Source organism: Streptomyces sp. NPDC008001 (assembly GCF_042958085.1).
Classification (GTDB): domain Bacteria; phylum Actinomycetota; class Actinomycetes; order Streptomycetales; family Streptomycetaceae; genus Streptomyces.
The window spans coordinates 197986-222321 of the sequence record NZ_JBIBIZ010000002.1 but is presented as its reverse complement, the minus strand read 5'-3'; the positions used below and the strand labels follow the sequence as shown (position 1 = coordinate 222321).

21 protein-coding genes are annotated in these 24336 nt (G+C 73.1%); 14 read left to right on the top strand and 7 right to left on the bottom strand.

Annotation, left to right across the window (positions count from 1 at the left end; genetic code table 11):
• Positions 1-163: 163 nt before the first annotated feature.
• From ACFZCD_RS05970 to ACFZCD_RS05960, 3 genes are read left to right on the top strand one after another with little or no spacing between them, the layout of a single operon-like run.
• Positions 164-832, top strand: a complete 669-nt coding sequence (locus ACFZCD_RS05970) for a DUF5819 family protein (RefSeq protein WP_391828337.1) — start codon at positions 164-166, stop codon at positions 830-832.
• A complete protein-coding gene (locus ACFZCD_RS05965) occupies positions 829-2052 on the top strand; it encodes an HTTM domain-containing protein (RefSeq protein ID WP_391828335.1) in 1224 nt (407 codons plus the stop codon). The genes ACFZCD_RS05970 and ACFZCD_RS05965 overlap by 4 nt, the downstream gene beginning before the upstream one ends.
• A 4-nt stretch (positions 2053-2056) precedes the next feature.
• Positions 2057-2827, top strand: coding sequence for a TrmH family RNA methyltransferase (locus tag ACFZCD_RS05960; RefSeq protein WP_391828333.1), 771 nt, complete (start codon positions 2057-2059; stop codon positions 2825-2827).
• On the opposite strand, the gene paaN is transcribed toward ACFZCD_RS05960, so the two are convergent.
• Positions 2824-4527, bottom strand: coding sequence for a phenylacetic acid degradation protein PaaN (gene paaN, locus ACFZCD_RS05955; protein ID WP_391828331.1), 1704 nt, complete (start codon positions 4525-4527; stop codon positions 2824-2826). The two genes, ACFZCD_RS05960 and paaN, sit on opposite strands and share 4 nt — an antisense overlap.
• A 138-nt stretch (positions 4528-4665) precedes the next feature.
• Between paaN and ACFZCD_RS05950 the strand changes: the two genes are divergently transcribed.
• Together ACFZCD_RS05950 and ACFZCD_RS05945 are read left to right on the top strand one after the other, a co-directional pair.
• Entirely contained in the window at positions 4666-6186 is a 1521-nt protein-coding gene (locus ACFZCD_RS05950) for a 3-hydroxyacyl-CoA dehydrogenase (RefSeq protein ID WP_391828329.1), read from the top strand.
• Positions 6187-6188: 2 nt separating this feature from the next.
• A complete protein-coding gene (locus ACFZCD_RS05945; protein ID WP_391828327.1) occupies positions 6189-6782 on the top strand; it encodes a TetR/AcrR family transcriptional regulator in 594 nt (197 codons plus the stop codon).
• Positions 6783-6805: 23 nt separating this feature from the next.
• Here the strand turns inward: ACFZCD_RS05945 and ACFZCD_RS05940 are convergent, their stop codons facing one another.
• Entirely contained in the window at positions 6806-7297 is a 492-nt protein-coding gene (locus ACFZCD_RS05940) for an Lrp/AsnC family transcriptional regulator (protein ID WP_391828325.1), read from the bottom strand.
• Between the two features lie 183 nt (positions 7298-7480).
• Here ACFZCD_RS05940 and pdhA point away from each other — a divergent pair, with 183 nt between their 5' ends.
• The 5 genes from pdhA to ACFZCD_RS05915 are packed head-to-tail and all read left to right on the top strand — an operon-like array spanning position 7481 to position 13704.
• Positions 7481-8635: a pyruvate dehydrogenase (acetyl-transferring) E1 component subunit alpha gene (pdhA, locus tag ACFZCD_RS05935; RefSeq protein WP_391828324.1), complete on the top strand. Its 1155-nt coding sequence runs from the start codon at positions 7481-7483 to the stop codon at positions 8633-8635.
• Complete coding sequence (locus tag ACFZCD_RS05930) at positions 8632-9645, top strand: alpha-ketoacid dehydrogenase subunit beta (protein ID WP_391828323.1); 1014 nt, start codon at positions 8632-8634, stop codon at positions 9643-9645. Before pdhA ends, ACFZCD_RS05930 begins: the two co-directional genes overlap by 4 nt.
• Positions 9645-11087, top strand: coding sequence for a dihydrolipoamide acetyltransferase family protein (locus ACFZCD_RS05925; protein ID WP_391828322.1), 1443 nt, complete (start codon positions 9645-9647; stop codon positions 11085-11087). The genes ACFZCD_RS05930 and ACFZCD_RS05925 overlap by 1 nt, the downstream gene beginning before the upstream one ends.
• 35 nt (positions 11088-11122) lie before the next feature.
• Positions 11123-12064, top strand: coding sequence for an NTP transferase domain-containing protein (locus ACFZCD_RS05920; RefSeq protein ID WP_391828321.1), 942 nt, complete (start codon positions 11123-11125; stop codon positions 12062-12064).
• Complete coding sequence (locus ACFZCD_RS05915; protein WP_391828319.1) at positions 12061-13704, top strand: molybdopterin molybdotransferase MoeA; 1644 nt, start codon at positions 12061-12063, stop codon at positions 13702-13704. The genes ACFZCD_RS05920 and ACFZCD_RS05915 overlap by 4 nt, the downstream gene beginning before the upstream one ends.
• A gap of 289 nt (positions 13705-13993) precedes the next feature.
• Here ACFZCD_RS05915 and ACFZCD_RS05910 read toward each other — a convergent pair whose 3' ends face one another.
• On the bottom strand, positions 13994-15100 hold the full coding sequence (locus ACFZCD_RS05910) for a potassium channel family protein (protein ID WP_391828317.1): 1107 nt from the start codon (positions 15098-15100) through the stop codon (positions 13994-13996).
• 51 nt (positions 15101-15151) lie between these two features.
• Between ACFZCD_RS05910 and ACFZCD_RS05905 the strand changes: the two genes are divergently transcribed.
• The 3 genes from ACFZCD_RS05905 (at position 15152) to ACFZCD_RS05895 (ending at position 17663) form a co-directional block, all read left to right on the top strand.
• Entirely contained in the window at positions 15152-16129 is a 978-nt protein-coding gene (locus tag ACFZCD_RS05905; protein WP_391828315.1) for an NAD(P)H-quinone oxidoreductase, read from the top strand.
• 127 nt (positions 16130-16256) lie between these two features.
• On the top strand, positions 16257-16955 hold the full coding sequence (locus ACFZCD_RS05900) for a hypothetical protein (protein ID WP_391828313.1): 699 nt from the start codon (positions 16257-16259) through the stop codon (positions 16953-16955).
• Between the two features lie 144 nt (positions 16956-17099).
• Positions 17100-17663, top strand: a complete 564-nt coding sequence (locus ACFZCD_RS05895; protein ID WP_391828311.1) for a bacterial proteasome activator family protein — start codon at positions 17100-17102, stop codon at positions 17661-17663.
• Positions 17664-17833: 170 nt separating this feature from the next.
• On the opposite strand, the gene ACFZCD_RS05890 is transcribed toward ACFZCD_RS05895, so the two are convergent.
• Positions 17834-19588: a protein kinase gene (locus ACFZCD_RS05890; protein WP_391828309.1), complete on the bottom strand. Its 1755-nt coding sequence runs from the start codon at positions 19586-19588 to the stop codon at positions 17834-17836.
• A gap of 313 nt (positions 19589-19901) precedes the next feature.
• Here ACFZCD_RS05890 and ACFZCD_RS05885 point away from each other — a divergent pair, with 313 nt between their 5' ends.
• A complete protein-coding gene (locus tag ACFZCD_RS05885; RefSeq protein ID WP_391828307.1) occupies positions 19902-21548 on the top strand; it encodes a protein kinase in 1647 nt (548 codons plus the stop codon).
• Positions 21549-21661: 113 nt separating this feature from the next.
• On the opposite strand, the gene ACFZCD_RS05880 is transcribed toward ACFZCD_RS05885, so the two are convergent.
• From ACFZCD_RS05880 to ACFZCD_RS05870, 3 genes are all read right to left on the bottom strand, one after another.
• Positions 21662-22828: a phosphotransferase gene (locus ACFZCD_RS05880; RefSeq protein ID WP_391828305.1), complete on the bottom strand. Its 1167-nt coding sequence runs from the start codon at positions 22826-22828 to the stop codon at positions 21662-21664.
• Positions 22829-22843: 15 nt separating this feature from the next.
• Positions 22844-23278: a pyridoxamine 5'-phosphate oxidase family protein gene (locus ACFZCD_RS05875; protein ID WP_391828303.1), complete on the bottom strand. Its 435-nt coding sequence runs from the start codon at positions 23276-23278 to the stop codon at positions 22844-22846.
• Between the two features lie 174 nt (positions 23279-23452).
• The gene (locus ACFZCD_RS05870; protein WP_391828302.1) at positions 23453-24112 is read right to left on the bottom strand and encodes a response regulator; all 660 of its coding nucleotides are present in this window, start codon (positions 24110-24112) and stop codon (positions 23453-23455) included.
• Positions 24113-24336 lie beyond the last annotated feature (224 nt).

Genomic DNA, 24336 nt, shown 5'->3' with positions numbered 1-24336 from the left:
CCCGCTCGCGACCGGCCCGACCGACCGATCGTTCGGTTCAATGGTGGTGCGACCGCAGAGGGGTGTCAAGCCTGTGGATAACCCCCGGGCGCTGTGCCCCGCGAGACGACCTCGGTACCGTTCGGGTGCACAGCACGGGCAGGACGCAGGAACGGGGCGGGGTATGGAGTCGGATGACGGGCACGAGCGGGCCGGCGCCCTCACGGGGCTGTCCATGCCCGCGCGCTTCGTCGTCGCGGCGGGCGCAGCGGTGATCGCGGTGACGGCGGCCGTGCACCTGGCGATGGTGTTCCTGCACGTGGCACCGTCGAACACGGTCACGAAGCAGAACGCCGCGGCGATAGACGACTACATCTATCCGGAGTACGAGCAGAACTGGAAGTTCTTCGCTCCCAACCCGCTCCAGCAGAACGTCGCCGTCCAGGCCCGCGCGGAGCTCCGCGGCCCCGACGGCAGGACCACGGTCACCGGCTGGACCGACCTCACCGCACAGGACGGCGCCGAGATCCACCACAACCTCCTCCCCAGCCACACGCAGCAGAACGAGCTGCGCCGCGCCTGGGACTTCTACACCAACTCCCACGACGCCAAGGAACAGCCCAACGGGCTGCGCGGCGGCCTCTCCGAGCAGTACGTCCGGCGCATCGTCGTCGGCCGGCTCGGCGCCGGGCACGACGGGAGCACCGTCCAGCGCGTCCAGGTGCGCGCCGTGACCACCCTGGTCGCGCCGCCCGTCTGGAGCGACGAGAAGTCCGAGCCCAAGCCCGCCTACCGGGTGCTGGGCTGGTGGCCGGTCACCGCCGCCGACCGTACGGAGGCGAAGAACCGATGAGCACGACCCTGCCGCTCGGCGCCCGGCTCTCGCGCGGGATCGACCGCGTCACCGGCACCGCCCTGGGCGCCCACCAGGCGGCCGTGATCCGGATAGGCCTCTCCTTCACGTGGCTGGTCTTCCTGCTGCGCGAGTGGCCGAACCGGCACGAGATGTACGGCCCCGACGGGCCGTGGAGCTGGGAGATGGCCCACCGGCTCACGGCCGAGAACCACGCCTTCACCGCCCTGCTCTGGTCCGACGGCAGGCTGTGGTTCGAGGCCGTCTACGCCTTCGCCGTCGTCACGGCCGCCCTGCTCGCCCTCGGCTGGCGCACCCGGACCATGACCGTGCTCTCCATGATCGGAGTGCTGTCGCTGCAGAACCGCAGCGTCTTCCTCGGCGACGGCGGCGACAACGTCATCCACCTGATGGCGCTCTACCTGATCCTCACGCGCTGCGGCCGCGTCTGGTCCCTCGACGCCCGCCGGGCGGCGCGGCGGGCCGGGAAGCCCGCCGGGCCCGACGTGACGGGCATCGTGCTGTGGGCCGGCTGCGCGCTGGCCCTCGCCGCCGCCCAGCTCTTCGGCGACACCCGGATGTCGTGGACCGGCCACGGCCCGCTGCCCGGCGTCGGCTGGGCCACCGCCCTGTGGTGCCTTTGGCTCGTCCAGGGCCTGTGGTGGGTGGCGGTGCGCCACGGCTCGGGCGAGCCCCGCGCCGTGCTCGACGCCCTGGCCAACCTGCTGCACAACGCCGGCCTGCTGGTGATCATGGCGGAGGTCTGCCTGATCTACGCCACCGCCGGCTGGTACAAGATCCAGGGCTCTCGCTGGCAGGACGGCACCGCCCTCTACTACCCGCTGCACCTCGACTACTTCTCGCCCTGGCCCGAGCTCTCCCACGCCCTCGCCGGCAGCGGGCTGCTCGTCCTCCTGCTCAGCTACGGCACCGTGGCCGTGCAGGTCGCCTTCCCGTTCACCCTGCTGAACCGGCGGGTGAAGAACGTTCTGCTCGCGGCGATGATGATGGAGCACCTCGGCATCGCCCTCCTGCTCGGGCTGCCGTTCTTCTCCCTGGCGATGATCGTGGCCGACGCGGTCTTCCTGCCCACCTCCTTCCTGCGCCGCCTGGGCGCCCTCGTCGCCCGCGGCCGCGACCGGCTGCTCCCGGCCCGCGGGCAGCAGGCCCCGGTGCGGCCCGAGGGCGACGAAGCGGCTGCCAGGACTCTCGTAGGCTGAGGGCATGACCGAGGACGAAGCCGCTGCCGCAGTCCGGCAGTGGGGCGAGCGCGCCCCCGACGCCGTACTGCTCGACGGCTTCCACGCCCTGAAGCACGCGCTGCGCTTCGGTGCCGACGTGCTCCTCGCGGTCACCAGCGACAAGCAGGCGGCGCTCGCGCTCGCCGCCGCCCTGGCCGACGACCTCACCGCGACGCTCGCCGAGCGCCTGACCGAGATCCCGGCCCGGGAACTGCGCGAGCTCGTGCCCAGGATCCACCCCACGGGCGTGGCCGCGCTCGCCGTACGGCCCGGGCGGCAGGCCAACCTCGACACGCTCTCGCGGGCGCCCCGCAAGGCCCCCGTCGTCGTCCTCGACAACCCCCGCAACCTCGGCAACGTGGGCGCGGTGATCCGGCTCGCCGCCGGCTTCGGCGCGACGGGCGTCGTCACCACCGGGGACATGGACCCCTGGCACCCCAACGCCGTACGGGCCGGGGCGGGCCTGCACTACGCCACCGCCGTCGAGCGGCTGCCCCTGCCCGAACTCCCGCCCGGGCCGCTCTACGCCCTGGACCCGGAAGGCGACGACATCCGCTCCCTCACACTGCCCGACGACGCCCTGATCGCCTTCGGCTCCGAGCGCCACGGCATCTCGCCGGAGCTGCGGGAGAGGGCGACCCGGCTGGTCGCCCTTCCCATGCGGCCCCAGGTGTCCAGCTACAACCTCGCCACGAGCGTCGCCATGGCGCTGTTCCACTGGGGCGGGCCGGGGCCCGCCCCTTCCGGCGACTAGGCCGGGCGACGCACCTCGACCGTACGGAAGCGGTTCGCCACGAACGCGCCGTCGCACAGGGCCGCGTTCGCCGCGGGGTTGCCGCCGGAGCCGTGGAAGTCGGAGAACGCGGCCGTCTGGTTCACATACACGCCGCCGGTCAGGTTGAGGGAGAGCTGGGCGCACTCCTCCAGGCAGGCCTCCTCCACCAGCCGCTCGACCTCGGGCGACGTGGTGTACGCCCCGACGGTCATCGCGCCCTTCTCGCGCACCGTGCGGCGCAGCAGCTCCACGGCGTCCGCCGAGGAGTCGACGGCGACCGCGAAGGACACCGGGCCGAAGCACTCCGAGAAGTAGGCCGCCTCGGAGTCGGGCTTGGCACCGTCCAGCTTCACGATCACCGGGGTGCGGACGGTGGCGCCGGGGAATTCGGGGTTGGGCACCGTGCGGGAGGCGAGGGCGACCTCGCCGAGCCGGCCGGCGGCGTCGATCCGCTCCTTGACCTGGTCGTTGACGATGGCGCCCAGCAGGGCGTTCGCCCGGGCGTCGTCGCCCAGCAGGCCCTGGACGGCGGCGGCCAGATCCGACACCACCTCGTCGTACGACTTGGGCCCGGCGTCGGTGGCGATGCCCCCGCGGGGGATCAGGAAGTTCTGCGGGGTGGTGCACATCTGGCCGCTGTAGAGGGACAGCGAGAAGGCCAGGTTGCCGAGGAGGCCCTTGTAGTCGTCCGTGGAGTCGATGAGGACCGTATTGACACCGGCCTTCTCCGTGAAGACCTGCGCCTGGCGGGCGTTGGCCTCCAGCCAGTCGCCGAAGGCGGTGGAGCCGGTGTAGTCGATGATGCGGATCTCGGGGCGCACGGCGAGGGTCTTGGCGATGCCCTCGCCGTCCCGCTCGGCGGCCAGCGCCACCAGGTCGGGCGAGAAGCCCGCCTCGCGCAGCACCTCACGGGCGATCCGCACGGTCAGGGCCAGCGGCAGCACCGCGCGCGGGTGCGGCTTGACCAGGACGGCGTTGCCCGTGGCGAGGGAGGCGAAGAAGCCCGGGAAGCCGTTCCACGTGGGGAAGGTGTTGCAGCCGATGAGCAGGGAGACACCGCGCGGCACGGCCGTGAACTCCTTGCGCAGCTCCAGCGGATCCCGCTTGCCCTGCGGCTTGGACCAGTCCGCCGAGGCCGGAGTGCGGACCTGCTCCGCATAAGCGTAGGCGACGGCCTCCAGGCCCCGGTCCTGGGCGTGCGGCCCGCCGGCCTGGAAGGCCATCATGAAGGCCTGGCCGCTGGTGTGCATGACGGCGTGCGCGAATTCGTGCGACCGGGCGTTGATCCGCGCGAGGATCTCCAGGCAGACCATGGCCCGGGCCTCCGGCCCCGCCTCGCGCCACTGCGGCATCGCCGCGCGCAGCGCCGGCAGCAGCTCCTCGACGGCCGGGTGCGGATACTCGACGCCGAGCTCGATCCCGAACGGCGACACCTCCGCGCCCGCCCAGCCGTCGCTGCCCGGCTGGTCCAGCTCGAAGCGCTTGCCCCGGAGCGCCTCGAAGGCGGCCTGGCCCTCGGCCGCGCTCAGGCTGCCGGGCACGGATCCCTCCGCGCCGTACGCCTTCGGGTGCTCGGGGAACGGGGACCAGTAGGCGCGCGTGCGCATGGCATCCAGCGCCTGATCGAGGGTGGGGCGGTGCTTCTCGGTCAACTGAGCGGTGGTGAGTCCGGCGGTCACGGCTGACCAACTCCTTGTCGAGCGGGGCTCCGATACGGGGGACCAGACGCACCCCCGGTGGATACAGTAACCGAACGATCGGTCGGGACAAGGGGGCCCGGCGAACCTGTGGACAACTCTTCGGGGAGGATCACTGCCATGACCCCAATCGACCCCGCCGGGACCGTCGCCGTCGTCGGCGCCGGCACCATGGGCCAGGGAATCGCCCAGGTCGCCCTGGTCGCCGGCCATCCCGTGCGGCTGTACGACGCCGCGCCCGGCCGTGCGGAGGAGGCGGCGCGGGCGATCGCCGGCCGGCTCGGCCGCCTGGTGGAGAAGGGCCGGCTCGACGCGGCCGGCCGGGACGCGGCCCTCGCCCATCTGCAGCCCGCCGCACGGCTCGCCGAACTCGCCGGTTCCGCCCTCGTCATCGAGGCGATTGTCGAGCAACTGAACGTCAAACAGAAGCTGTTCGCCGAGCTGGAATCGGTCGTTCCCGACGACTGCCTGCTGGCCACCAACACCTCGTCCCTGCCGGTGACCGCCGTCGCCGGCGCCCTGCGCCTTCCCGGGCGCTTCGCCGGCCTGCACTTCTTCAACCCGGCCCCGCTGCTGCCGCTGGTCGAAGTGGTCCGGGGACACGCCACGGACGAGGCCACCGCCGACCGGGCGGCGGCCACCGTCGCCGCCTGGGGCAAGACCCCCGTGCGCTGCGCCGACACCCCCGGCTTCATCGTCAACCGGCTCGCCCGCCCCTTCTACGCGGAGGCCTTCCGCGTCCACGAGGAGGGCGGCGCCGATCCGGCGACCATCGACGCCGTGCTGCGGGAATGCGGCGGTTTCCGCATGGGCCCCTTCGAGCTGACCGATCTCATCGGCCAGGATGTGAACAACGCCGTCACCCGTTCGGTCTACGAGGCGTTCTTCCACGATCCCCGGTTCACGCCCTCGCTCGCCCAGCAGCGGCTCGTGGAGGCGGGGCTGCTCGGCCGCAAGACCGGCCGCGGATGGTTCGGCTACGACGAGGCCGCCGGCAAGCCCGTACCGGCCACGGCGGCCCCGTGCGACCCGCCCGCGGAGATCGGCTGGCACGCCGCGCCGCCGCCGGTCTGCGGCCCCCTGCAGGACATGATCGAGGAAGCCGGGATCAAGGTCGTGCGCGACCGTGCGCCCAACGCGTCCGAGTGGCACATCACCCTCCCCGGCGGTGCGGCGCTGACCCTCACCGGGGGCGAGGCCGCCACTCCGCGGACCGGCGGGGCGCAGATCTACTTCGACCTGGCCCTGGACTACCGCACGTGCACCCGGATCGCCCTCGCCCCCTCCGAGAAGGCGTCGGCACGGGACGTGCAGGCCGCCGTGGGCCTGTTCCAGGCGCTGGGGAAGCAGGTCAGCGTCATCGCGGACGTCCCGGGCCTGATCGTCGCCCGTACGGTTGCCATGCTCGTGGACTTCGCCGAGGACGCCGCCGGGCGCGGCGTGGCGAGCCGCGAGGACATCGACACCGCCATGAGGCTGGGCGTGAACTACCCGCGCGGCCCGCTGGAATGGGGCCGGGAGATCGGCCTGTCCCGCGTGCGCTCCATCCTGCGGGGCCTCGCCCGGGAGTATCCGGGCGGCCGCTACGACCCCTCCCTGTCCCTCCGCCGCCGTGCGGCCGTCGAAGAGAGCCTGCTGTAATCATGACCATGGCCAAGCGCGACACCTACACGCCCGAATCGCTGCTCGCGGTCGCCGTCAAGGTGTTCAACGAGCGGGGCTACGACGGCACGTCCATGGAGCACCTCTCCAAGGCGGCCGGCATCTCCAAGTCCTCCATCTACCACCACGTGAAGGGCAAGGAAGAGCTGCTCCGGCTCGCGATAAGCCGTGCCCTGGACGAGCTCTTCGCCGTGCTGGACGAGCCGGGGGCGGCCGAAGGCCGTGCCGTGGACCGGCTCCAGTACGTCACCCGCCGCACCGTCGAGGTGCTCATGGCCGAGCTGCCCTACGTGACGCTGCTGCTGCGCGTGCGCGGCAACACCGGCACCGAGCGCTGGGCGATGGAGCGCCGCCGCGAGTTCGACCACCGCGTCGCCGACCTGCTCAAGCAGGCGGCGGCCGACGGCGACCTGCGGGCGGACGTGGACGCCCGCCTGGCCACCCGGCTGCTCTTCGGAATGATCAACTCCGTGGTGGAGTGGTACCGGCCCGACCACGGCGGGGCGGCGACCAGCGAAGAGGTGGCCGACGCGGTGGTCCGTACGGCGTTCGACGGCCTCCGCACGAACCACTAGGCCCCTGCGGCCGCCGGAGTCCCTCAGAGGCCTCCCTCCTGGAGGTCCGTCTCCTCGAAGATCAGCAGCGTGCGGGTGCTGAGCACCTCGTCCATGGCCTGGATGCGGGTCAGCACCAGCTCGCGCAGCGCGCGGTTGTCCTTCGTGTGCACCAGCAGGAGCACGTCGAAGTCCCCGCTCACCAGGGCGATGTGCGCGGCTCCCGGCAACTCCAGGAGCTTGTCGCGGACCGCGCGCCAGGAGTTCTGCACGATCTTCAGCGTGATGTACGCGGACGCGGTCTGCCCCGCCCGCTCCTGGTCGACGCGGGCGCCGAAGCCCTGGATGACCCCGTCGTCGATCAGGCGGTTGATCCGCGCGTAGGCGTTGGCGCGCGAGACGTGCACCCGCTCGGCGACGGACCGTATCGACGCGCGCCCGTCGCTCTGCAGCATGCGCAGGATGGCGCGGTCTATCTCGTCCAGCGGCCGTGCGGGGGCCTTGCTCCCGGTGAAGGCCATCTGTTCGTCCGGCATGGCGTCCCGCCTCCCCGTCTTGGACGTCCTGGCCATATCTCAGGCTGTGGAGAACCGTTTGTCCACAGGCTCGGGCCGCCTGTAGCCAAAATGTGCCGACGACCGAACAATCGGTAGGGAGGGCGCCCGGCATATTCCGCCGCACGTCCGGTCAAGCCCGTCCCCACGAAGGAGGTGCTCGTCATGACGGTTCTGGAGCAGCCCGGCTCGTACCGGCCCATCCCGCCGCCCGCCTGGCGGCCCCGCACCGACCCCGCGCCCCTGCTTCCCGACGCCGAGCCCCATCGCGTGCTGGGCACCGAGGCGGCGGACGGGCTCGACGCCGGTCTGCTGCTGCGGCTCTACGGGCACCTCGTCCGCGGCCGGCGGTACAACACCCAGGCCACGGCGCTCACCCGGCAGGGCCGGCTGGCGGTCTACCCCTCCTCCGCGGGCCAGGAAGCGTGCGAGGTCGCCGCCGCGCTCGCCCTGCAGGAGCAGGACTGGCTCTTCCCCAGCTACCGCGACACCCTGGCCGCCGTCGCCCGCGGCCTCGACCCCGTCCAGGCGCTCACGCTCCTGCGCGGCGACTGGCACACCGGATATGACCCCCACGAGCACAGGATCGCACCGCTGTGCACCCCTTTGGCCACCCAACTGCCGCATGCGGTGGGCCTCGCACACGCGGCGCGCCTCAAGGGCGACGACGTGGTCGCGCTCGCCATGGTCGGCGACGGCGGCACCAGCGAGGGCGATTTCCACGAGGCGCTGAACTTCGCCGCCGTGTGGCGCGCCCCCGTCGTCTTCCTCGTGCAGAACAACGGCTTCGCGATCTCCGTACCGCTCGCCAAGCAGACCGCGGCCCCCTCCCTCGCCCACAAGGCCGTCGGCTACGGCATGCCCGGCCGGCTCGTCGACGGCAATGACGTCGCCGCCGTCCACGAAGTCCTCACCGACGCCGTGCGCAGGGCCCGCGAAGGCGGCGGCCCCACCCTGGTCGAGGCGGTCACCTACCGCATGGACGCCCACACCAACGCCGACGACGCCACGCGCTACCGCAGCGACGCCGAGGTCGACACCTGGCGCGGCCACGACCCCCTCGCCCTGCTGGAGCAGGAGCTGACCGAGCGCAAGCTGCTCGACCCCTCCGTCGTCGCGGCCGAGCGGGAAGCCGCCGAGCGCATGGCCGCCGACCTGCGCGACCGCATGAACCAGGACCCCCTGCTCGACCCGATGGACCTCTTCGCCCACGTGTACGCCGAGCAGACCACCCAGCTGCGGGAGCAGGCCGAGCTGCTGCGCGCCGAGCTTGCCGCAGCGGCCGAGGCCCCCGGGGCCGGAGAAGGGGCGCAGCGATGACCACCGCCGTCCGGGCCGGAGCCCGGCCCGCCTCCATGGCCCAGGCCCTCAACCGGGCCCTGCGCGACGCCATGGCCGAGGACCCGTCCGTCCACGTCCTCGGAGAGGACGTCGGCGCGCTGGGCGGCGTCTTCCGCATCACCGACGGCCTGGTGAAGGAGTTCGGCGAGGACCGCTGCACCGACACCCCGCTCGCCGAGGCCGGCATCCTCGGCGCGGCGGTCGGCATGGCCATGTACGGGCTGCGGCCCGTGGTGGAGATGCAGTTCGACGCCTTCGCCTACCCCTCGTTCGAGCAGCTCGTCAGCCACGTCGCCCGGATGCGCAACCGCACGCGCGGCGCGATGCCCATGCCCGTCACCATCCGCGTGCCCTACGGCGGCGGCATCGGCGGCGTCGAGCACCACAGCGACTCCTCCGAGGCGTACTACATGGCGACGCCCGGCCTCCACGTCGTCGCGCCCGCCACCGTCGCCGACGCCTACGGGCTGCTGCGCGAGGCCATCGCCTCCGACGACCCGGTCGTCTTCCTGGAGCCCAAGCGGCTCTACTGGTCCAAGGCGCCCTGGGACCCCGAGGCGCCCGAGGCGGTGCCCGGCATAGGGCGCGCCGCCGTCCGCCGGCGCGGCACCTCCGCCACGCTCATCACCTACGGGCCCTCCCTGCCCGTCTGCATGGAGGCGGCCGAGGCGGCCACCGCCGAGGGCTGGGACCTCGAAGTGGTCGACCTGCGCTCCCTCGTGCCCTTCGACGAGGAGACGGTCTGCGCCTCCGTCCGGCGCACCGGCCGCGCCGTGATCGTCCACGAGTCCACCGGATTCGGCGGCCCCGGCGGGGAGATCGCGGCCCGGATCACCGAGCGCTGCTTCCACCACCTGGAGGCGCCGGTGCTGCGCGTCGCCGGCTTCGACATCCCGTACCCGCCGCCCATGCTGGAGCGGCACCACCTGCCCGGCGTCGACCGGGTGCTCGATGCGGTCGCACGGCTGCAGTGGGAGGCGGACAGCTGATGCCCGAGGTCAAGGAATTCCGGCTGCCGGATCTCGGCGAGGGGCTCACCGAGGCGGAGATCGTGCGCTGGCTGGTGGAGGTCGGCGAGGTCGTCGAGATCGACCAGCCCGTCGTCGAGGTCGAGACGGCCAAGGCCATGGTCGAAGTGCCCTGCCCCTACGGGGGCGTGGTGACCGCGCGCTTCGGCGAGGAGGGCACGGAGCTTCCCGTGGGGTCGCCGCTCCTGACGGTCGCCGTCGGAGCGCCCGCGGAGACGGAGCCCGGCTCCGGGGCGGAGTCCTCCGGCAATGTGCTCGTGGGCTACGGCACGGGGGCGCCTGCGGCACGGCGCCGCCGTGTCCGGCCGAAGGCCGGTCCTTCCGGCCCCTCCGGCCCGTCGCGGGGTGCCGGCGGTCCTGCGGACGGCTCCGCGGGCGCCACTGCGGCGAAAGGGATGGCCGGGGCTTTCAGCGATCTCGTCGGCCAGGGGTCGTCGCGGTCCCTGACCGGGACGCGGCGTGCGGGTGCACCCGGGGTCGCGGCCGTGGCCGTGGCGCGGACTTCCGCCCCCACCGGGCCCGTACCCGTCATTTCGCCGCTCGTCCGGAAGATGGCGCGGGAACACGGCGTCGATCTGCGCACCTTGACCGGATCCGGCCCCGAAGGGCTGATCCTGCGCGCGGATGTCGAGCACGCCGTACGGGCGGCCGCGGACCGGGCGGCGACCCCGGTCGCGGCAGCACCGGCCCCGGCACCCGCCACCGGCACCGCCGGCGCCGAGCGCATCCCCCTCAAGGGGCTGCGCGGCGTCGTCGCCGAGAAGCTCGGCCGCAGCCGGCGGGAGATCCCCGACGCCACCTGCTGGGTGGACGCCGATGCGACCGAGCTGCTGGCGGCCCGCCGCGCCATGAACGCCGCGGACGGCCCGAAGGTCTCCCTCCTGGCCCTGCTCGCCCGCATCTGCACCGCCGCCCTGACCCGCTACCCCGACCTCAACGCCACCGTCGACACCGAAGCCCGGGAGATCGTCCGGCTGCCCGGCATCCACCTCGGATTCGCCGCGCAGACCGAGCGCGGGCTGGTCGTCCCCGTCGTCCGGGACGCCCACCTGCGCAATGCCGCCGGCCTCTCCGCGGAGATGGCCCGGCTGACCGAGGCCGCCCGGGCCGGCACCCTCACCCCGGCCGACCTCACCGGCGGCACGTTCACGCTGAACAACTACGGCGTCTTCGGCGTCGACGGCTCCACACCGATCATCAACCACCCCGAAGCGGCCATGCTCGGAGTGGGCCGGATAGCGCCCAAGCCCTGGGTGCACGAGGGCGAGTTGGCCGTACGGCACGTCGTCCAGCTGTCGTTCACCTTCGACCACCGGGTCTGCGACGGCGGCACCGCCGGAGGCTTCCTGCGCTACGTCGCCGACTGCGTCGAACAGCCCGCCGTCTTGTTGCGCTCCCTCTGAGCCTGCGCCGCAACCGAAGCGGCCATACTCGACGGGTGACTGGTTACGACGCCGTAGTGCTCGCCGGTGGCGCCGCCCGCAGACTGGGCGGCACCGACAAGCCCACCCTGCGCGTGGGCGGGCGCACACTGCTGGACCGTGTGCTGGAGGCGTGCGCGGACGCCGAGGAGACCGTCGTCGTGGGGCCCCGCCGCCCCACCGCACGGCCCGTGCGGTGGGAGCGGGAGGACCCTCCCGGCGGCGGCCCCCTCGCCGGGCTCGCCGCCGGCCTGCGCCACACGGCCGCCCCCACCACGCTCGTGCTCTCCGCCGACCTGCCGTTCCTGCGGGCCGGCACCGTACGGGCACTGCTCGCCGCAGCCGCCACCGGCGGCCCGTACGTGGAAGGGGTGCTGCTCACCGACCTGGACGGCCGCGACCAGCCGCTCGTCGCCGCCTACCGCACCGAGCCGCTCCGCCGTGAGCTCGCCCTGCTCGCAGCCGAGCACGGCAGCCTCGCCGGGCTGCCGCTGCGGCTGCTCACCGACGAGCTGACCCTCGGCCGCTTCCCGCACCCGACCGCCTCCTTCGACTGCGACACCTGGGAGGACGTCGCCACCGCCCGCGCGCGCATCAGGGACGATGGGAGCGTGCTGGATGAATGGATCTCCGCGGCCAAGGCCGAGCTGGGCATCGACCTGGACGTCGACACCACCGCCCTCCTGGACCTCGCGCGCGACGCCGCGCACGGCGTGGCCCGGCCCGCCGCGCCCCTGACCACGTTCCTCGTCGGCTATGCCGCCGGGCGCCTGGGAGGCGGCCCCGAAGCGGTGGCCGAGGCGACCCGCAAGGCCGTCGCCCTGGCCCAGCAGTGGGCCGCGGAGGCGGCCGAGGCCGAGGCGGCGGCCGAGCCCGCCGACGGCGCCGGGAAGCCCGCAGGCGACGGCGTGAAGCCCATAGACGGCAGCGCCGCCGGAAAGGCCGACGGGCCGCGATGACGGACGCGGATGCCCATGCGGACGCGGATTCCGCGCTCGACCGCGCGACGGAGGAGGCCCTGGCGCTCTTCGCGGAGCCCCGGCGCGGCACACGCTCTGACGCCGGAGGCCGGCTCCCGGACGACGCTGCCCGGGCTCCGGGGCTTCGGTACGGCCCGGAGCCGGGCGGCCGTGCCGAGCCCGAGTCCGTGCGCGGCAGCCAGGCACAGGCCCACGCCCAGGCACAGGCCCACGCCCAAGCCCAAGCCCGGGCACGGGCCCAAGCGCCCTTCGCGTACTTTCCGTTCGACGAGATTCCCGTCGGAGGCGGCGTGGTCGACGGCGGCCGCGCCATCGGCGCCACCCGGGCCCCCTCCGGCTCTGCGCAGGTCCCCGCGCCCTCTCCCGCCCGCGACGGATTTCCGTTCATCGACGTCGACGTCGCCAAGGACGAGGAACGGGCTCGCGACATGACGGCCGACGACGCCCACCGCACCATGTCCTGGCCGGAGGCCCGTGCCGTCGCCGCCGCGGCCGCCGGCGTCCTCCCGGCGGAGGACCGGGTCCTCGGGGACGCCCTCGGGCACGTCCTCGCCGAGTCGCTCGTCGCCCTCACCGACCTGCCCTCCTTCGACACCTCCGCCATGGACGGCTGGGCCGTCTCCGGGCCCGGCCCCTGGAAGCTCCCGCCGCCCGGCGCGCAGGACGTCCTCGCCGGCCGCCCCGGCGCGCGCCCGCTGCGCGACGGGCGCGCCGTACGGATCGCCACGGGAGCACCGGTTCCGGCCGGGGCGACCGCCGTGCTGCGCAGCGAGCACGGCGAAGTGACGGTCAAGGGCGAGCTGCTCGCCGCCCGGCACGTCACCCCCGGCCAGGACATCCGGCCGCGCGGCGGCGAGTGCCGGCAGGGCGACGAGCTCGTGCCGGCGGGCAAGGTCGTCACACCGGCCCTGCTCGGGCTCGCGGCCGCCGCGGGCTACGACGCGCTGACCGTCGTCCGGCGCCCTCGCGTCGACGTGCTCGTCCTCGGCGACGAGCTGCTCCGCGAAGGGCTGCCGGAGGGCGGGCTGATCCGGGACGCGCTCGGCCCGATGCTCGGGCCGTGGCTGCGGGGGCTCGGCGCGGAGCCGGGTGAGACGTCGTTCCTCGGAGACGACGCGGACGCCCTGCACGAGGCGCTCGCCGCTTCCACGGCGGACGTGGTCGTCACCACCGGTGGCACGGCCTCCGGTCCCGTCGACCACGTTCACCCGACGCTGCGGCGGCTGGGTGCCGAGATGCTGGTCGACGGGGTCGCGGTGCGGCCGGGGCATCCGATGCTGCTGGCCCGGCTGGGCCCCGGCCGGCACGTGGTCGGGCTGCCCGGGAACCCCCTGGCGGCCGTCGCCGGCCTGCTGACGCTCGCCGAGCCGCTGCTGCGGGCGCTCACCGGGCGGGGTCCGGCCGAGCCCGGCCGGGCGGTGCTGGCGGAGGCCGTGGCCGGCCACGCCCGCGACACGCGGCTGGTGCCGGTCGCGTACGACGGGGCCGGCCGTGTGCGGCCCTTGCGGTTCCATGGGCCTGCGATGTTGCGGGGGTTGGTGGGGGCTGACGGGGTGGCTGTCGTGCCGGGGGGTGGGGCGGGGCGGTTGGTGGAGGTCCCGGTGCTGGGGTTGCCGTAGGCGCGGGCCTTGGAATGCGGGCCTTGGCCCTGCGGCCCTTTGGCGCCTTGGCCTGCGGCCCTCGGTCGTGGTCTGCGCCGGTGGTCGGCTGCGGGTCGTCCGTGGCCGGTCGCGCAGTTCCCCGCGCCCCTTATGGGCGTGAGCCCGGCTTCTGCTGCGGGTTGTGTGTGGCTGGTCGCGCCGTTCCCCGCGCCCCTATCGGGGCGTGGGCCCGTCTCCTGCTGCCGGTCGTCCGTGGCCGGTCGCGCAGTTCCCCGCGCCCCTTACGGGGCGCGGGCGCGAGGCCCCCTTACGCCGCGCCGGGTTCCGGGTGGGGGCTCTTTCTGATGGTGATTACTCGGTCTGCCAGTTGCAGGGTTGCGGCCTCCGGGTCGGTGAAGTGCAGGAGGCGGTGGCCCCGTACCACCGCTACCACCAGGTCCTCGCAGTCCCGCGGCGAGTGGCCGGCCTCGCGCTTGGTGACCGGGCGCTCGGCCACGTCCAGGCCGTTCCCGTACGTCAGCAGGTCCTCCAGCACCGTGCCGACGTTCGGGCTCATCATCGACATGCCGAGCAGGCGTCCCGCGGAGCTGGAGCTCGTCACGACCGTGTTCGCGCCGCTCTGCCGCAGCAACGGCACGTTCTCGTCCTCCCGAACGGCGACGACGATGGTGGCCGACTTGTTGAGCTGCCGCGCCGTCAGGGTGACCAGGGCCGCCGTGTCGTCCCGCTGCGTGGTGATCACGATCTGGGAGGCGCGGGCGAGTTCCGCCCGCAGCAGGGTCTCGGAGCGCGTCGCGTCGCCCAGGACGCCCACGAGGCCCTCGGCCGCCGCCGCGTCGACCACCTTCTTCTGCGGGTCGACCACGACGATCTTGTCCTTGGGCTTGCCCTGTCCGAGCAGCGTCTCGACGGCGTGCCGGCCCTTCGTGCCGTAGCCGACGACGACGGTGTGCTCTCGCATCCGGGACCTCCAGCGGTGGACGCGCACCTGCTGGCGCGTCCGTTCGGTCAGTACTTCCAGGGTCGTCCCCACCAGAATGATCAGGAACAGCACGCGCAGCGGCGTGATCACGAAGATATTCGTCAGCCGGGCCGCGCCGCCGACCGGCGTGATGTCGCCGTAGCCCGTGGTCGACAGCGTCACGGTGGCGTAGTAGGCGGAGTCGAGGAAGCCCACGCCGCCGCCGGCGTTGTCGTGGTAGCCGGTCCGGTCCGCGTAGACGACCAGCGTGGTGACCGCCAGCACCAGCAGCGCCATCACCAGCCGCTGCAGCACCTGCCGCAGCGGCGGCGCGACGCGCCGGACGGGCATGACGATCGAGCGGCCCGCCTCGGCGTCCTCCTCGGCGTCTCCTCGGGAGCGGTTCCACAGGGTGCGGAACAGCGACAGCCGGGTCATCTTGCGCGTCACCATGGCCCCCATGTTCCGGGATCGTCCCCGCACCCCGGCGGTAGCCTCGCGACCATGTATGCGATCACCATTCCCGCACCAGGCGGACCCGAGGCCCTCGTCTGGGCCGAGGTCCCCGATCCCGTACCGGGCGAGGGCGAGGTCCTGATCGAGGTCGCGGCCAGCGCCGTCAACCGTGCCGACGTCGTCCAGCGGCAGGGCTTCTACGACCCGCCGCCCGGCGCCTCCCCCTACCCCGGCCTGGAGTGCTCCGGCCGGATCGCGGCGCTCGGCCCGGGGGTGAGCGGCTGGGCGGTCGGCGACGAGGTGTGCGCGCTGCTGGCGGGCGGCGGCTACGCGCAGAAGGTGTGCGTCCCCGCGGGCCAGCTCCTGCCCGTACCCGACGGCATGGACCTCGTCACGGCGGCCTGCTTGCCCGAGGTGACCGCGACCGTCTGGTCCAACGTGTTCATGGTCGCCCACCTGCACCCCGGCGAGACGTTCCTCGTGCACGGCGGCGGCAGCGGCATCGGCACCATGGCCGTCCAGCTGGCGAAGGCCGTCGGCGCGCGCGTCGCCGTCACCGCGGGCAGCGAGGACAAGCTGGAGGCCTGCCGCGAGCTCGGCGCGGACATCCTCATCGACTACCGCGAGCAGGACTTCGTCGAGGAGCTGCGCAAGGTCACCGGCGGCATCGGCGCCGACGTCATCCTCGACATCGTCGGCGCGAAGTACCTCGCCCGGAACGTGGACGCCCTCGCCGTCAGCGGCCGCCTGGTGATCATCGGCCTCCAGGGCGGCCGCAAGGCCGAGCTCGACCTCGGCACGCTGCTCACCAAGCGCGCCGCCGTGATGGGCACCTCCCTGCGCGGCCGCCCGCTCGCCGAGAAGGCGACGATCATCGCGGCCGTCCGGGAGCACGTGTGGCCGCTCATCGCGGGTGGGCGGGTGCGGCCGGTCGTCGACCGCACGATGCCCATGGCGGAGGCCGCCGAGGCGCACCGCGTCATGGAGCAGAGCGCGCACGTGGGGAAGATCCTCCTCACGGCCTGACGGTCCCGGACCACCGCCCTGACGACCCCGGACCACCCGCTTGAACCATCCGCCGCGACGCTCCGCCCACCCCGTGTGAGGGTGGGCGTGAGCGGCTCGGCGAGGAGCGGAGGGCGGCGACGTGGGCATGGGCGGCGGCAGACTGCGCGCTGGTCTGCGGACGGGGCTGATAGCCGGGCCGGTGCTGGCCGTCACCTCCCTGCTCGTCGCCGTCGCGCCAGGTCTTGAGCCCCCCGAACCGGCCCCCGGCCGCCCGCCTCCCGGCGCGGCCGCCCCCGTACCCGGCTCCGCCCCCGCCGCCGTGCCCGGTCCCACGCCCGGCCCCGCCCCCGGCGCTGTGCGCCGCTTGCCGTCCCCGTCATCCCGGTCATCCCCGTCGGCCCCGTCGTCCCCCGGCCCCCGCGCCCCCGGCCGGGTGACCCGGCCGGCCTCGACCGCGATATCCGGCTCACCTTCGTCGAACTCACGTTCGCCCGCCGAGCCGTCCTCGCCCTCACCCTCCACCGACCCCTCGGACGGCACCGGTACGGACACCGAGGACGGCGACGACGCGACCGACCCCGTCGAGGACGACTCCGGGGAGGACGCCGCCGACACCTCGCCCCCGGCCGCCCCGGACGAGGCGGACGGCGCCGCCGAGCAGCCGCAGGTCCCCGCCCGGCCGCCGGCCCCCGACCCCGTGTCCACCCGCCCCACCACCGCCCACCACGCCAGGACCGCGGCCTACGGCGACCACGTGCTGCGCGTCCTGCCCCTGGGCACCGGCCTCGCCCTCACCGGCCTCGGCCTCGGGTTCTTCGCCATACGGCTGCGCAGGGCGAAGTAGGAAGCGGACGGCAGACGGCGCAGGGAGTGAAAAACAGGGCGTGCGGCGCGAAAGAGGGGCGCACGGCAGGGCGCGCAGCACGGTGGATCAGGCGTGTACGGGGGCATCAACAGGGGGAAATCACATGTGCGAGAGAATGGCGGCATGGATATGCCGAGGAATGAACGGTCGCAGGAGGAGAGCCCCAAAGTCCTGGTCGTAGGCCCGGACGGCATGGCTCTCGGCAGCGCCAGCCCCGGCGGCGGGGAGGGCGACGACGAGTCGCGCGAGGTCCCGGTGACGGAAATGGTCGAACAGCCTGCGAAGGTCATGCGCATCGGCAGCATGATCAAGCAACTGCTGGAGGAAGTGCGGGCCGCTCCTCTCGACGAGGCGAGCAGGGTCCGGCTCAAGGAGATCCACCACAGCTCCGTCAAGGAGCTGGAGGACGGCCTGGCCCCCGAGCTGGTCGAGGAGCTGGAGCGCCTGTCGTTGCCCTTCATGGACGACTCCGTGCCCAGCGAGGCGGAACTGCGCATTGCGCAGGCCCAGTTGGTCGGCTGGCTGGAAGGCCTGTTCCACGGCATCCAGACGACGCTGTTCGCCCAGCAGATGGCGGCCCGCGCCCAGTTGGAGCAGATGCGCAGGGCGCTGCCCGCCGGCATCCTGGGGGAGGACGAGGGCGACGGCCACCAGCACGGAGGCGCCCGCTCCGGTCCGTACCTGTAGGAAATCCGGCCCTATAGGAAATCCGTATTTGCCTGCAGGAAATCCGTACCCGTAGGAACCCGTATTCCCTGAGCAGGCGTCAGCCCGCTTGTGCGTGTGCCCGGTACGTCCCCTCAGGACGTACCGGGCACACGCATGTCACCGATCAGCGAGTCGGCGGCCCCGCAGGCCTACGAAGCCGGGTCCCCCGTCGAGACCGTCAGCACGAACTGGTCCGACGGCGACTTCGGGTCGAACGGGTCGCCCGCGGCCGGCACCTGGTTGAGCACCGTGCCCTTGCCCCACGTGTTCTCCGGCTGCACGTCGACCCGGTACTTCCAGCCGGCGGCCTGGAGGCACGCCTTCACGGAGTCGATGTACATGTAGCGGAAGTCGGGGGAGGACTTCTTCGACTTGTCGCTGTAGTACTCGTAGGCGTTGGTGCACTTCGCCTTGTCGATGGTCTTGGTCTTGTCGCCCTCTTTGTGCTTGCTCTGCGAGCCGCCGGTGCCGCCGGCCGTCCCGCCGCCACCGCCCGTGGACGTGGTGGTGCCGCCGGTGGTGCCGCCGCCCGGAGCCGGGGCGCCGGTGGCCGGGGCCTGGCTCTGCCCGCCGGTGGTGCCGCCGGTGCTGCCTCCGGCCTCGTCCTTCTTGCCGCCGCTCAGCGTGATCGCCACGATCACGCCGATGACCGCGAGGCCCGCGACCACCGCCGAGCCGATGACGACGCCCTTGTTGCTCTTGCCGCCGCCCGACGACGACCCGCCCGAGGACGACGGGGCCGAGTACGGCGGGGGCGTGCTGGGCCCGCCCGGCCCGCCCGGGCCGGCCTGGAACGGCTGCACCGGCGTCGGGTAGCCCGGGCCGCCCTGCTGGACGCCCGAGGAGGGCCCGTAGCCGCCGTTGTACGGCCCGGGGGCCGCCGGGGGCTGGTAGGGCGTCTGGACGCCCCCGGGGCCCGGTGCGGGGGCCTGCTGGTCGACGGGCGGGAAGACCGCCGAGCCGACGCCCGCGCCGCTGCGCGCCGGCGGACCGCCCGCGATGATGATCGGTGACGGCGCGGCCTGCGCGGTGCCCGCCACCCGCGCGCACTCGTCGCGCATGGACTCGGCGCTCGGGAAGCGCTCGTTCGGGTTCTTCTTCAGCGCCCGCGCGACGAGCGCGTCGACCGCCGGCGGGATCGAGCGGTTGATCGAGGAGGGAGCGACGGGCTCCTCCTGGACGTGCGCGTAGGCGATGGCCAGCGGCGAGTCCGCGTCGAACGGCAGCCGCCCGGTCAGCAGCTCGAAGAGCATGATGCCGACCGAATACAGGTCGGAACGGGCGTCCACGCCCCGGCCGAGCGCCTGCTCGGGGGAGAGGTACTGCGGCGTGCCGACGACCATGCCGGTCTGCGTCATCGACGTGACGCCGGACTGCATGGCGCGGGCGATGCCGAAGTCCATCACCTTGACCACGCCGCGCTTGGTCATCATCACGTTGCCGGGCTTGATGTCGCGGTGGACCAGGCCCATCTCGTGGCTGACCTCGAGCGCCGCCAGCACATCGGCGGTGATCTTCAGCGCCTTGTCGGCCGGCATCGCGCCGTACTGCGCCACGTCCGCGTCGAGGACGGAGCGCAGCGGCTGCCCCTCGATGTACTCCATGACGATGTACGGCATGGTCGACCCGTCCAGGTCGTCCTCGCCCGTATCGAAGACCGAGACGATGTTGGTGTGTGTGAGCTTGGCGACGGCCTGGGCCTCGCGCCGGAACCGCTCGCGGAAGGACGCTTCCCGGCCCAGCTCCGTGTGGAGTGTCTTGATGGCGACCTGGCGGTCCAGGACGGAGTCGTAGGCCAGGTGGACGGAGGCCATCCCGCCCTCGCCCAGCAGGTCGCGGAGCTGGTAGCGGCCGCCACCGACAGACCGGCCCGCGTAGCGGCCCTGTGCGCCGTCCTGGCTCATCGTTCTGCTTCCCCCTTGGGCGCACTGCCTGGCGTACGTGGTGCCACGCGCGGTGGCATACGTCTCGTGACTGTCGATATATCTCGGCCAAGTCTGCCCCAGGGCGCGGGCACGTCAAGCCGCGTGCCCGTTCCGTGACGGGATGCGCGACAAGACGTCACGAGATTTGCCTTGCCGAGGGCCGTGCGGGTTTGATAGCGCGTCCATCCCGGACCGGCGCGCGCCGTGGAACCTGTAGCGTGCCTTAGCGGAAGACCGTTTTCCCACCGCAGCGCCTTCCGCGCGACGCGGCCAGACACGACGGCGAGGACTGATGGCACAGACGCAGAGCGCCCAGGGTCCGTCCGACCCTGACGCCAACGAGGGCGGAATGCCCGATGTGCCGGAAATGTGGGGTAACGGCGGACTGGTCGGGGACGGCCGCTACCGGCTCACGCACAGGCTGGGCCGCGGCGGCATGGCCGAGGTCTTCGCCGCCGAGGACGTCCGCCTCGGCCGTACGGTCGCGGTGAAGCTGCTCCGCTCCGACCTCGCCGAGGACCCCGTCTCCAAGGCCCGCTTCACCCGCGAGGCACAGTCGGTCGCCGGCCTCAACCACCACGCGGTCGTCGCCGTTTACGACTCCGGCGAGGACACCGTCGGCCGCAACGTCGTGCCGTACATCGTCATGGAGCTGGTTGAAGGCCGCACCATCCGCGACCTGTTGCTGAACGCCGAGGCCCCGCCGCCCGAGCAGGCGCTCATCATCGTCTCGGGCGTGCTGGAAGCGCTGGCCTACAGCCACCAGCACGGCATCGTCCACCGCGACATCAAGCCCGCCAACGTGATCATCACGAACAGCGGCGCCGTCAAGGTCATGGACTTCGGCATCGCCCGCGCCCTGCACGGCGCGGCCTCCACCATGACCCAGACCGGCATGGTCATGGGCACCCCGCAGTACCTCTCGCCCGAGCAGGCCCTCGGCAAGACCGTCGACGCCCGCTCGGACCTCTACGCCACCGGCTGCCTGCTCTACGAACTGCTGGCGCTGCGTCCGCCGTTCACCGGCGAGACCCCGCTGTCGGTCGTCTACCAGCACGTCCAGGACATGCCGGTGCCGCCCTCGCAGGTCCTCGGCAGTGTGCCGCCGGAGCTCGACGGGCTCGTCATGCGCTCCCTCGCGAAGGACCCGGACGACCGGTTCCAGAGCGCCGAGGAGATGCGCGGCCTGGTCCAGTACGCGCTGCAGATGCTGCACGACGCGGGCGCCCACACCGGCGCCTGGGACACGGGCCCCATCGACCACCTCGGCGGTGCCACGCAGGTGATGGGCGCCGTCGGCGGCCCGCACACCACCGCCATGGCGCACCAGCAGCACGGCGGCGGCACCTCCCAGCAGCCGATCCTGCCGCCCCGTCACGGCGACGACGGCGGCTTCGACGGGTACGGCGGCAACGGCGGCCGCGGCCGGGGCGGCGGCAAGGGCCGGATGGCGCTCGTCGTGGCCGTGGTGGCCATCGTGCTCATCGCGGGCGTGGTCTACGCGCTGAAGTCGATGAACACGGGCGGCAGCAGCGGCAAGACGGGGAACGTCAAACCGTCCGTCAGCCAGTCCGGCTCCGGTTCTTCCTCGCCGAGCCCCGACAGCCAGAAGTCCCCCTCCCCGGGCCACAACGGCACCACGGGCGACACGGGCCGTCAGCGCGGGTCGGACAGCGAGGACGACACGACGGACACCGACGAGGGCACCGGCCGGCACCGTCAGTCGGCCAAGCCGTCCTCGCCCCCCACCGGCGGCTCGACCCCGTCGACCGGCCCGTCGACCCCGGCCGAGCCGTCGACCAAGCCGTCCGGCGGCGGTGACGACAAGCCCGGCACGACCACCGGCACCACGACCGGCCAGCCCGGCACGACCACGGGCACCACGACCGGGCAGCCCGGGACCACCGTTCAGGGCCCCGGGACCACCACGGGCGGCTGAGCCGGCCCGGCGAGCGACAAGTACTTGAGGGCACCCAATGCCGCATTGGGTGCCCTCAGTCGTACGCCGGGGCGGGTTCCGCCCGCTACGCCTGCCCAGTCCGCTCGGGCTGCTCAGTCCGTGAAGGCGTCCCGCACCGCCTCGTACGACCGCGTCCACCACACCGTCAGCGCCGCCGACGCGGGGAAGCCGGGGTCCGCCCGGTGGTCGCCCAGCTGGTAGCGCCAGCGCAGCATCCAGAAGTCGTTCAGCCGCTCCCACCACACGCGGTGCACGGCGGCGCCCAGTTCGGCCGGGTCGGCCCCGCTCGCACGCCGGTACGCGCGCGCGTAGGGGCGTATCTTCGCGAGGTCCAGCGTGCCGTCGGGGCGCAGGAAGAAGATGACGGCCGCGCGGACGGCCTCCTCGGAGCGGGGCTGCACGCCCAGCCGGTCCCAGTCGACGATCGCGGCGGGTTCGCCGCCGCGGTAGAGCAGGTTGAGCGGGTGGAAGTCGCCGTGCACCCAGCCGGGGGTGGTGCCGTCGGCGGGGCGGCGGTGGGCGTGGCGCTCCAGCAGGGCACGGCGCTCGATCAGCCGGTGCTCGGCGAGTTCGTCGAAGGAGTCGCGCGGGCGGCTTCCCCTGCCCCGGCGGACGAGCCCGAGAAGCTCCTCGATGAGGGCGTACGTGTCCTGGGGGTCCGCCGAGGCGTCTGCGGGCCGCCCGGCCCGTCCCGGGCCCTCAGAGGCCCCTCCAGGGCCTTTCCGGGGCGTGAGCGGGCCGTCGGGCGTCTCTTCCCGGCAGACCTTGGCCAGGCAGGTGTGGACGTGGCCGAGGAGCGCGCCGAGCTTGCGGGACTGGGCGCGGGTCAGTTCGCCGCCGCCGCGGTGGCGGCCGTCGACCCAGGGGTGCAGGGCGTAGCAGCGGCCGCCGAGGACGGTGACGGTGGCGCCGTCGGTACGGGCGACGGGCGGGGCGACGGGCAGGCCGAGGGCGGCCAGGCGCAGGGTGACGCCGTGCTGGCGGGCGATGGCGGCCTGGTCGCCGTCGAGGTGGTGCTTGAGGAAGAAGTCGCCGCGGGTGGTGGTGAGGCGGTAGCCGCGGTTGAGCAGGCCCTCGGTCAGCGGGGCGCAGGAGACCAGCTCGCCGGTGAGGCCGTAACGGCGCAGCAGGGTGTGGAGGGTGCCGCTGTCGGGCTCGTCGTGGGCGCCGTGCCCGTCGCGTTGGTCGGGGTGCCTGCCGTGTCTGCCGGGCCCACTGTGAACGGAGGGAACAGTGGGCGGGACAAGTGAGCGTGGCACGTCCCAAATGTTAGATCAGGCTGAGTGCGCGACCTGTCGCGCGGGGACACCTTCGAGGCGATGCAGGGTGGTGAACTGCGGTTCGATGCACAGGTATTCGGGGTGGAAGGGGGTCGCGTCCGCCGTGCGGGGCGGCCGGCCGAAGCGTGCGAGCTCTTCCGGGGAAGGGGTGAAGAGGCGTGCGGTGCCGACGAATTGGACGGTCCACACGTTCTCGTCGCCCTCGCGGCGGTCGCTCAGGTTGTCGGCGCCGTACGCGACCACGTTGCCGTCGCAGGCCTGTGCGTAGCCGAAGCCGCCGTGGAGGCGGAGCAGGACGCTCTCGCCCGAGACGATGTGGCGGGCGACGGTGACGAAGGGAAGCGCGCGCAGGCTGACCGAAAGCCGGCCGTAAGGGGCACGGTCGAGCAGTTCGAGGGCCCGGAGGCGGTCGGTCGGCGCGGAGAGCATGGCACCACTGTGCACGCCCGCCCCACCCGTCCATAGGGGCACCTGTCCCGTGGCGGTGGGCCATAGGTCCCGAATCACCTGTTTACCGCAGCCGGTGCCCGCCGCAGCCGGTGCCCACCGCGGCCGACGCCCACCGCAGCCCGGCGCTCGGCGTGATCAGCGCTTCCGGCGTGGTCAGCGCTTCTCGGCCTGCAGTCGCGCCACGTACGCCGCCGCCTGGGAGCGTCGCTCCATGCCCAGCTTGGAGAGCAGGCTGGAGACGTAATTCTTGATCGTCTTTTCGGCCAGGTGCAGCCGTTCGCCGATCACGCGGTTGGTCAGCCCCTCGCCGATCAGGTCCAGGATCCGGCGCTCCTGGTCGGTGAGGCTCGCCAGCCGGTCGTCGCCCTTGGGGGCCTTGCCGTCGCGCAGCCGCTCCAGCACCCGGGCCGTCGCCACCGGATCGAGGAGGGATTTTCCCGCCGCCACGTCCCGGACGGCGGTGAGCAACTCATTGCCACGAATTGCTTTCAGGACGTAACCGGACGCGCCCGCCATGATCGCGTCGAAGAGCGCCTCGTCATCGGCGAACGAGGTGAGCATCAGGCATTTGATGTGCTCGTCCTGTGATCGGATTTCCCGGCACACCTCGACACCGCTGCCATCCGGAAGGCGAACGTCCAGAACAGCGACGTCCGGTCGCGTGGCCGGAATGCGCACCAGGGCGTCCGCGGCCGTGCCGGCCTCTCCGACGACCTCGATGCCGGCCTCCCCGGCCAGCATCTCGTGCACCCCGCGCCGGACGACCTCGTGGTCGTCGAGCAGAAATACCGTGATTTTTCCTTGTTCGGGCACAGTGCCAGTCTCACACACCAAGTCTTCCCCTGCTCTTGTCCTCCGGGATAACGTGCCGTCGTTCCGGCAGCCCGCACGGGCTGTGCTCACAAGGTCGTGACCAGGAGCGTCGTCCCGCTTTCTCGATTTACTTGGAAATCCAAGCAAAATTGCAGGTCAGGCGGGGTTTCGCAGGAATGCGGCCTTCTGGGTAACGTGCTTATTGCAGGCCTTTCGCCGGGGCG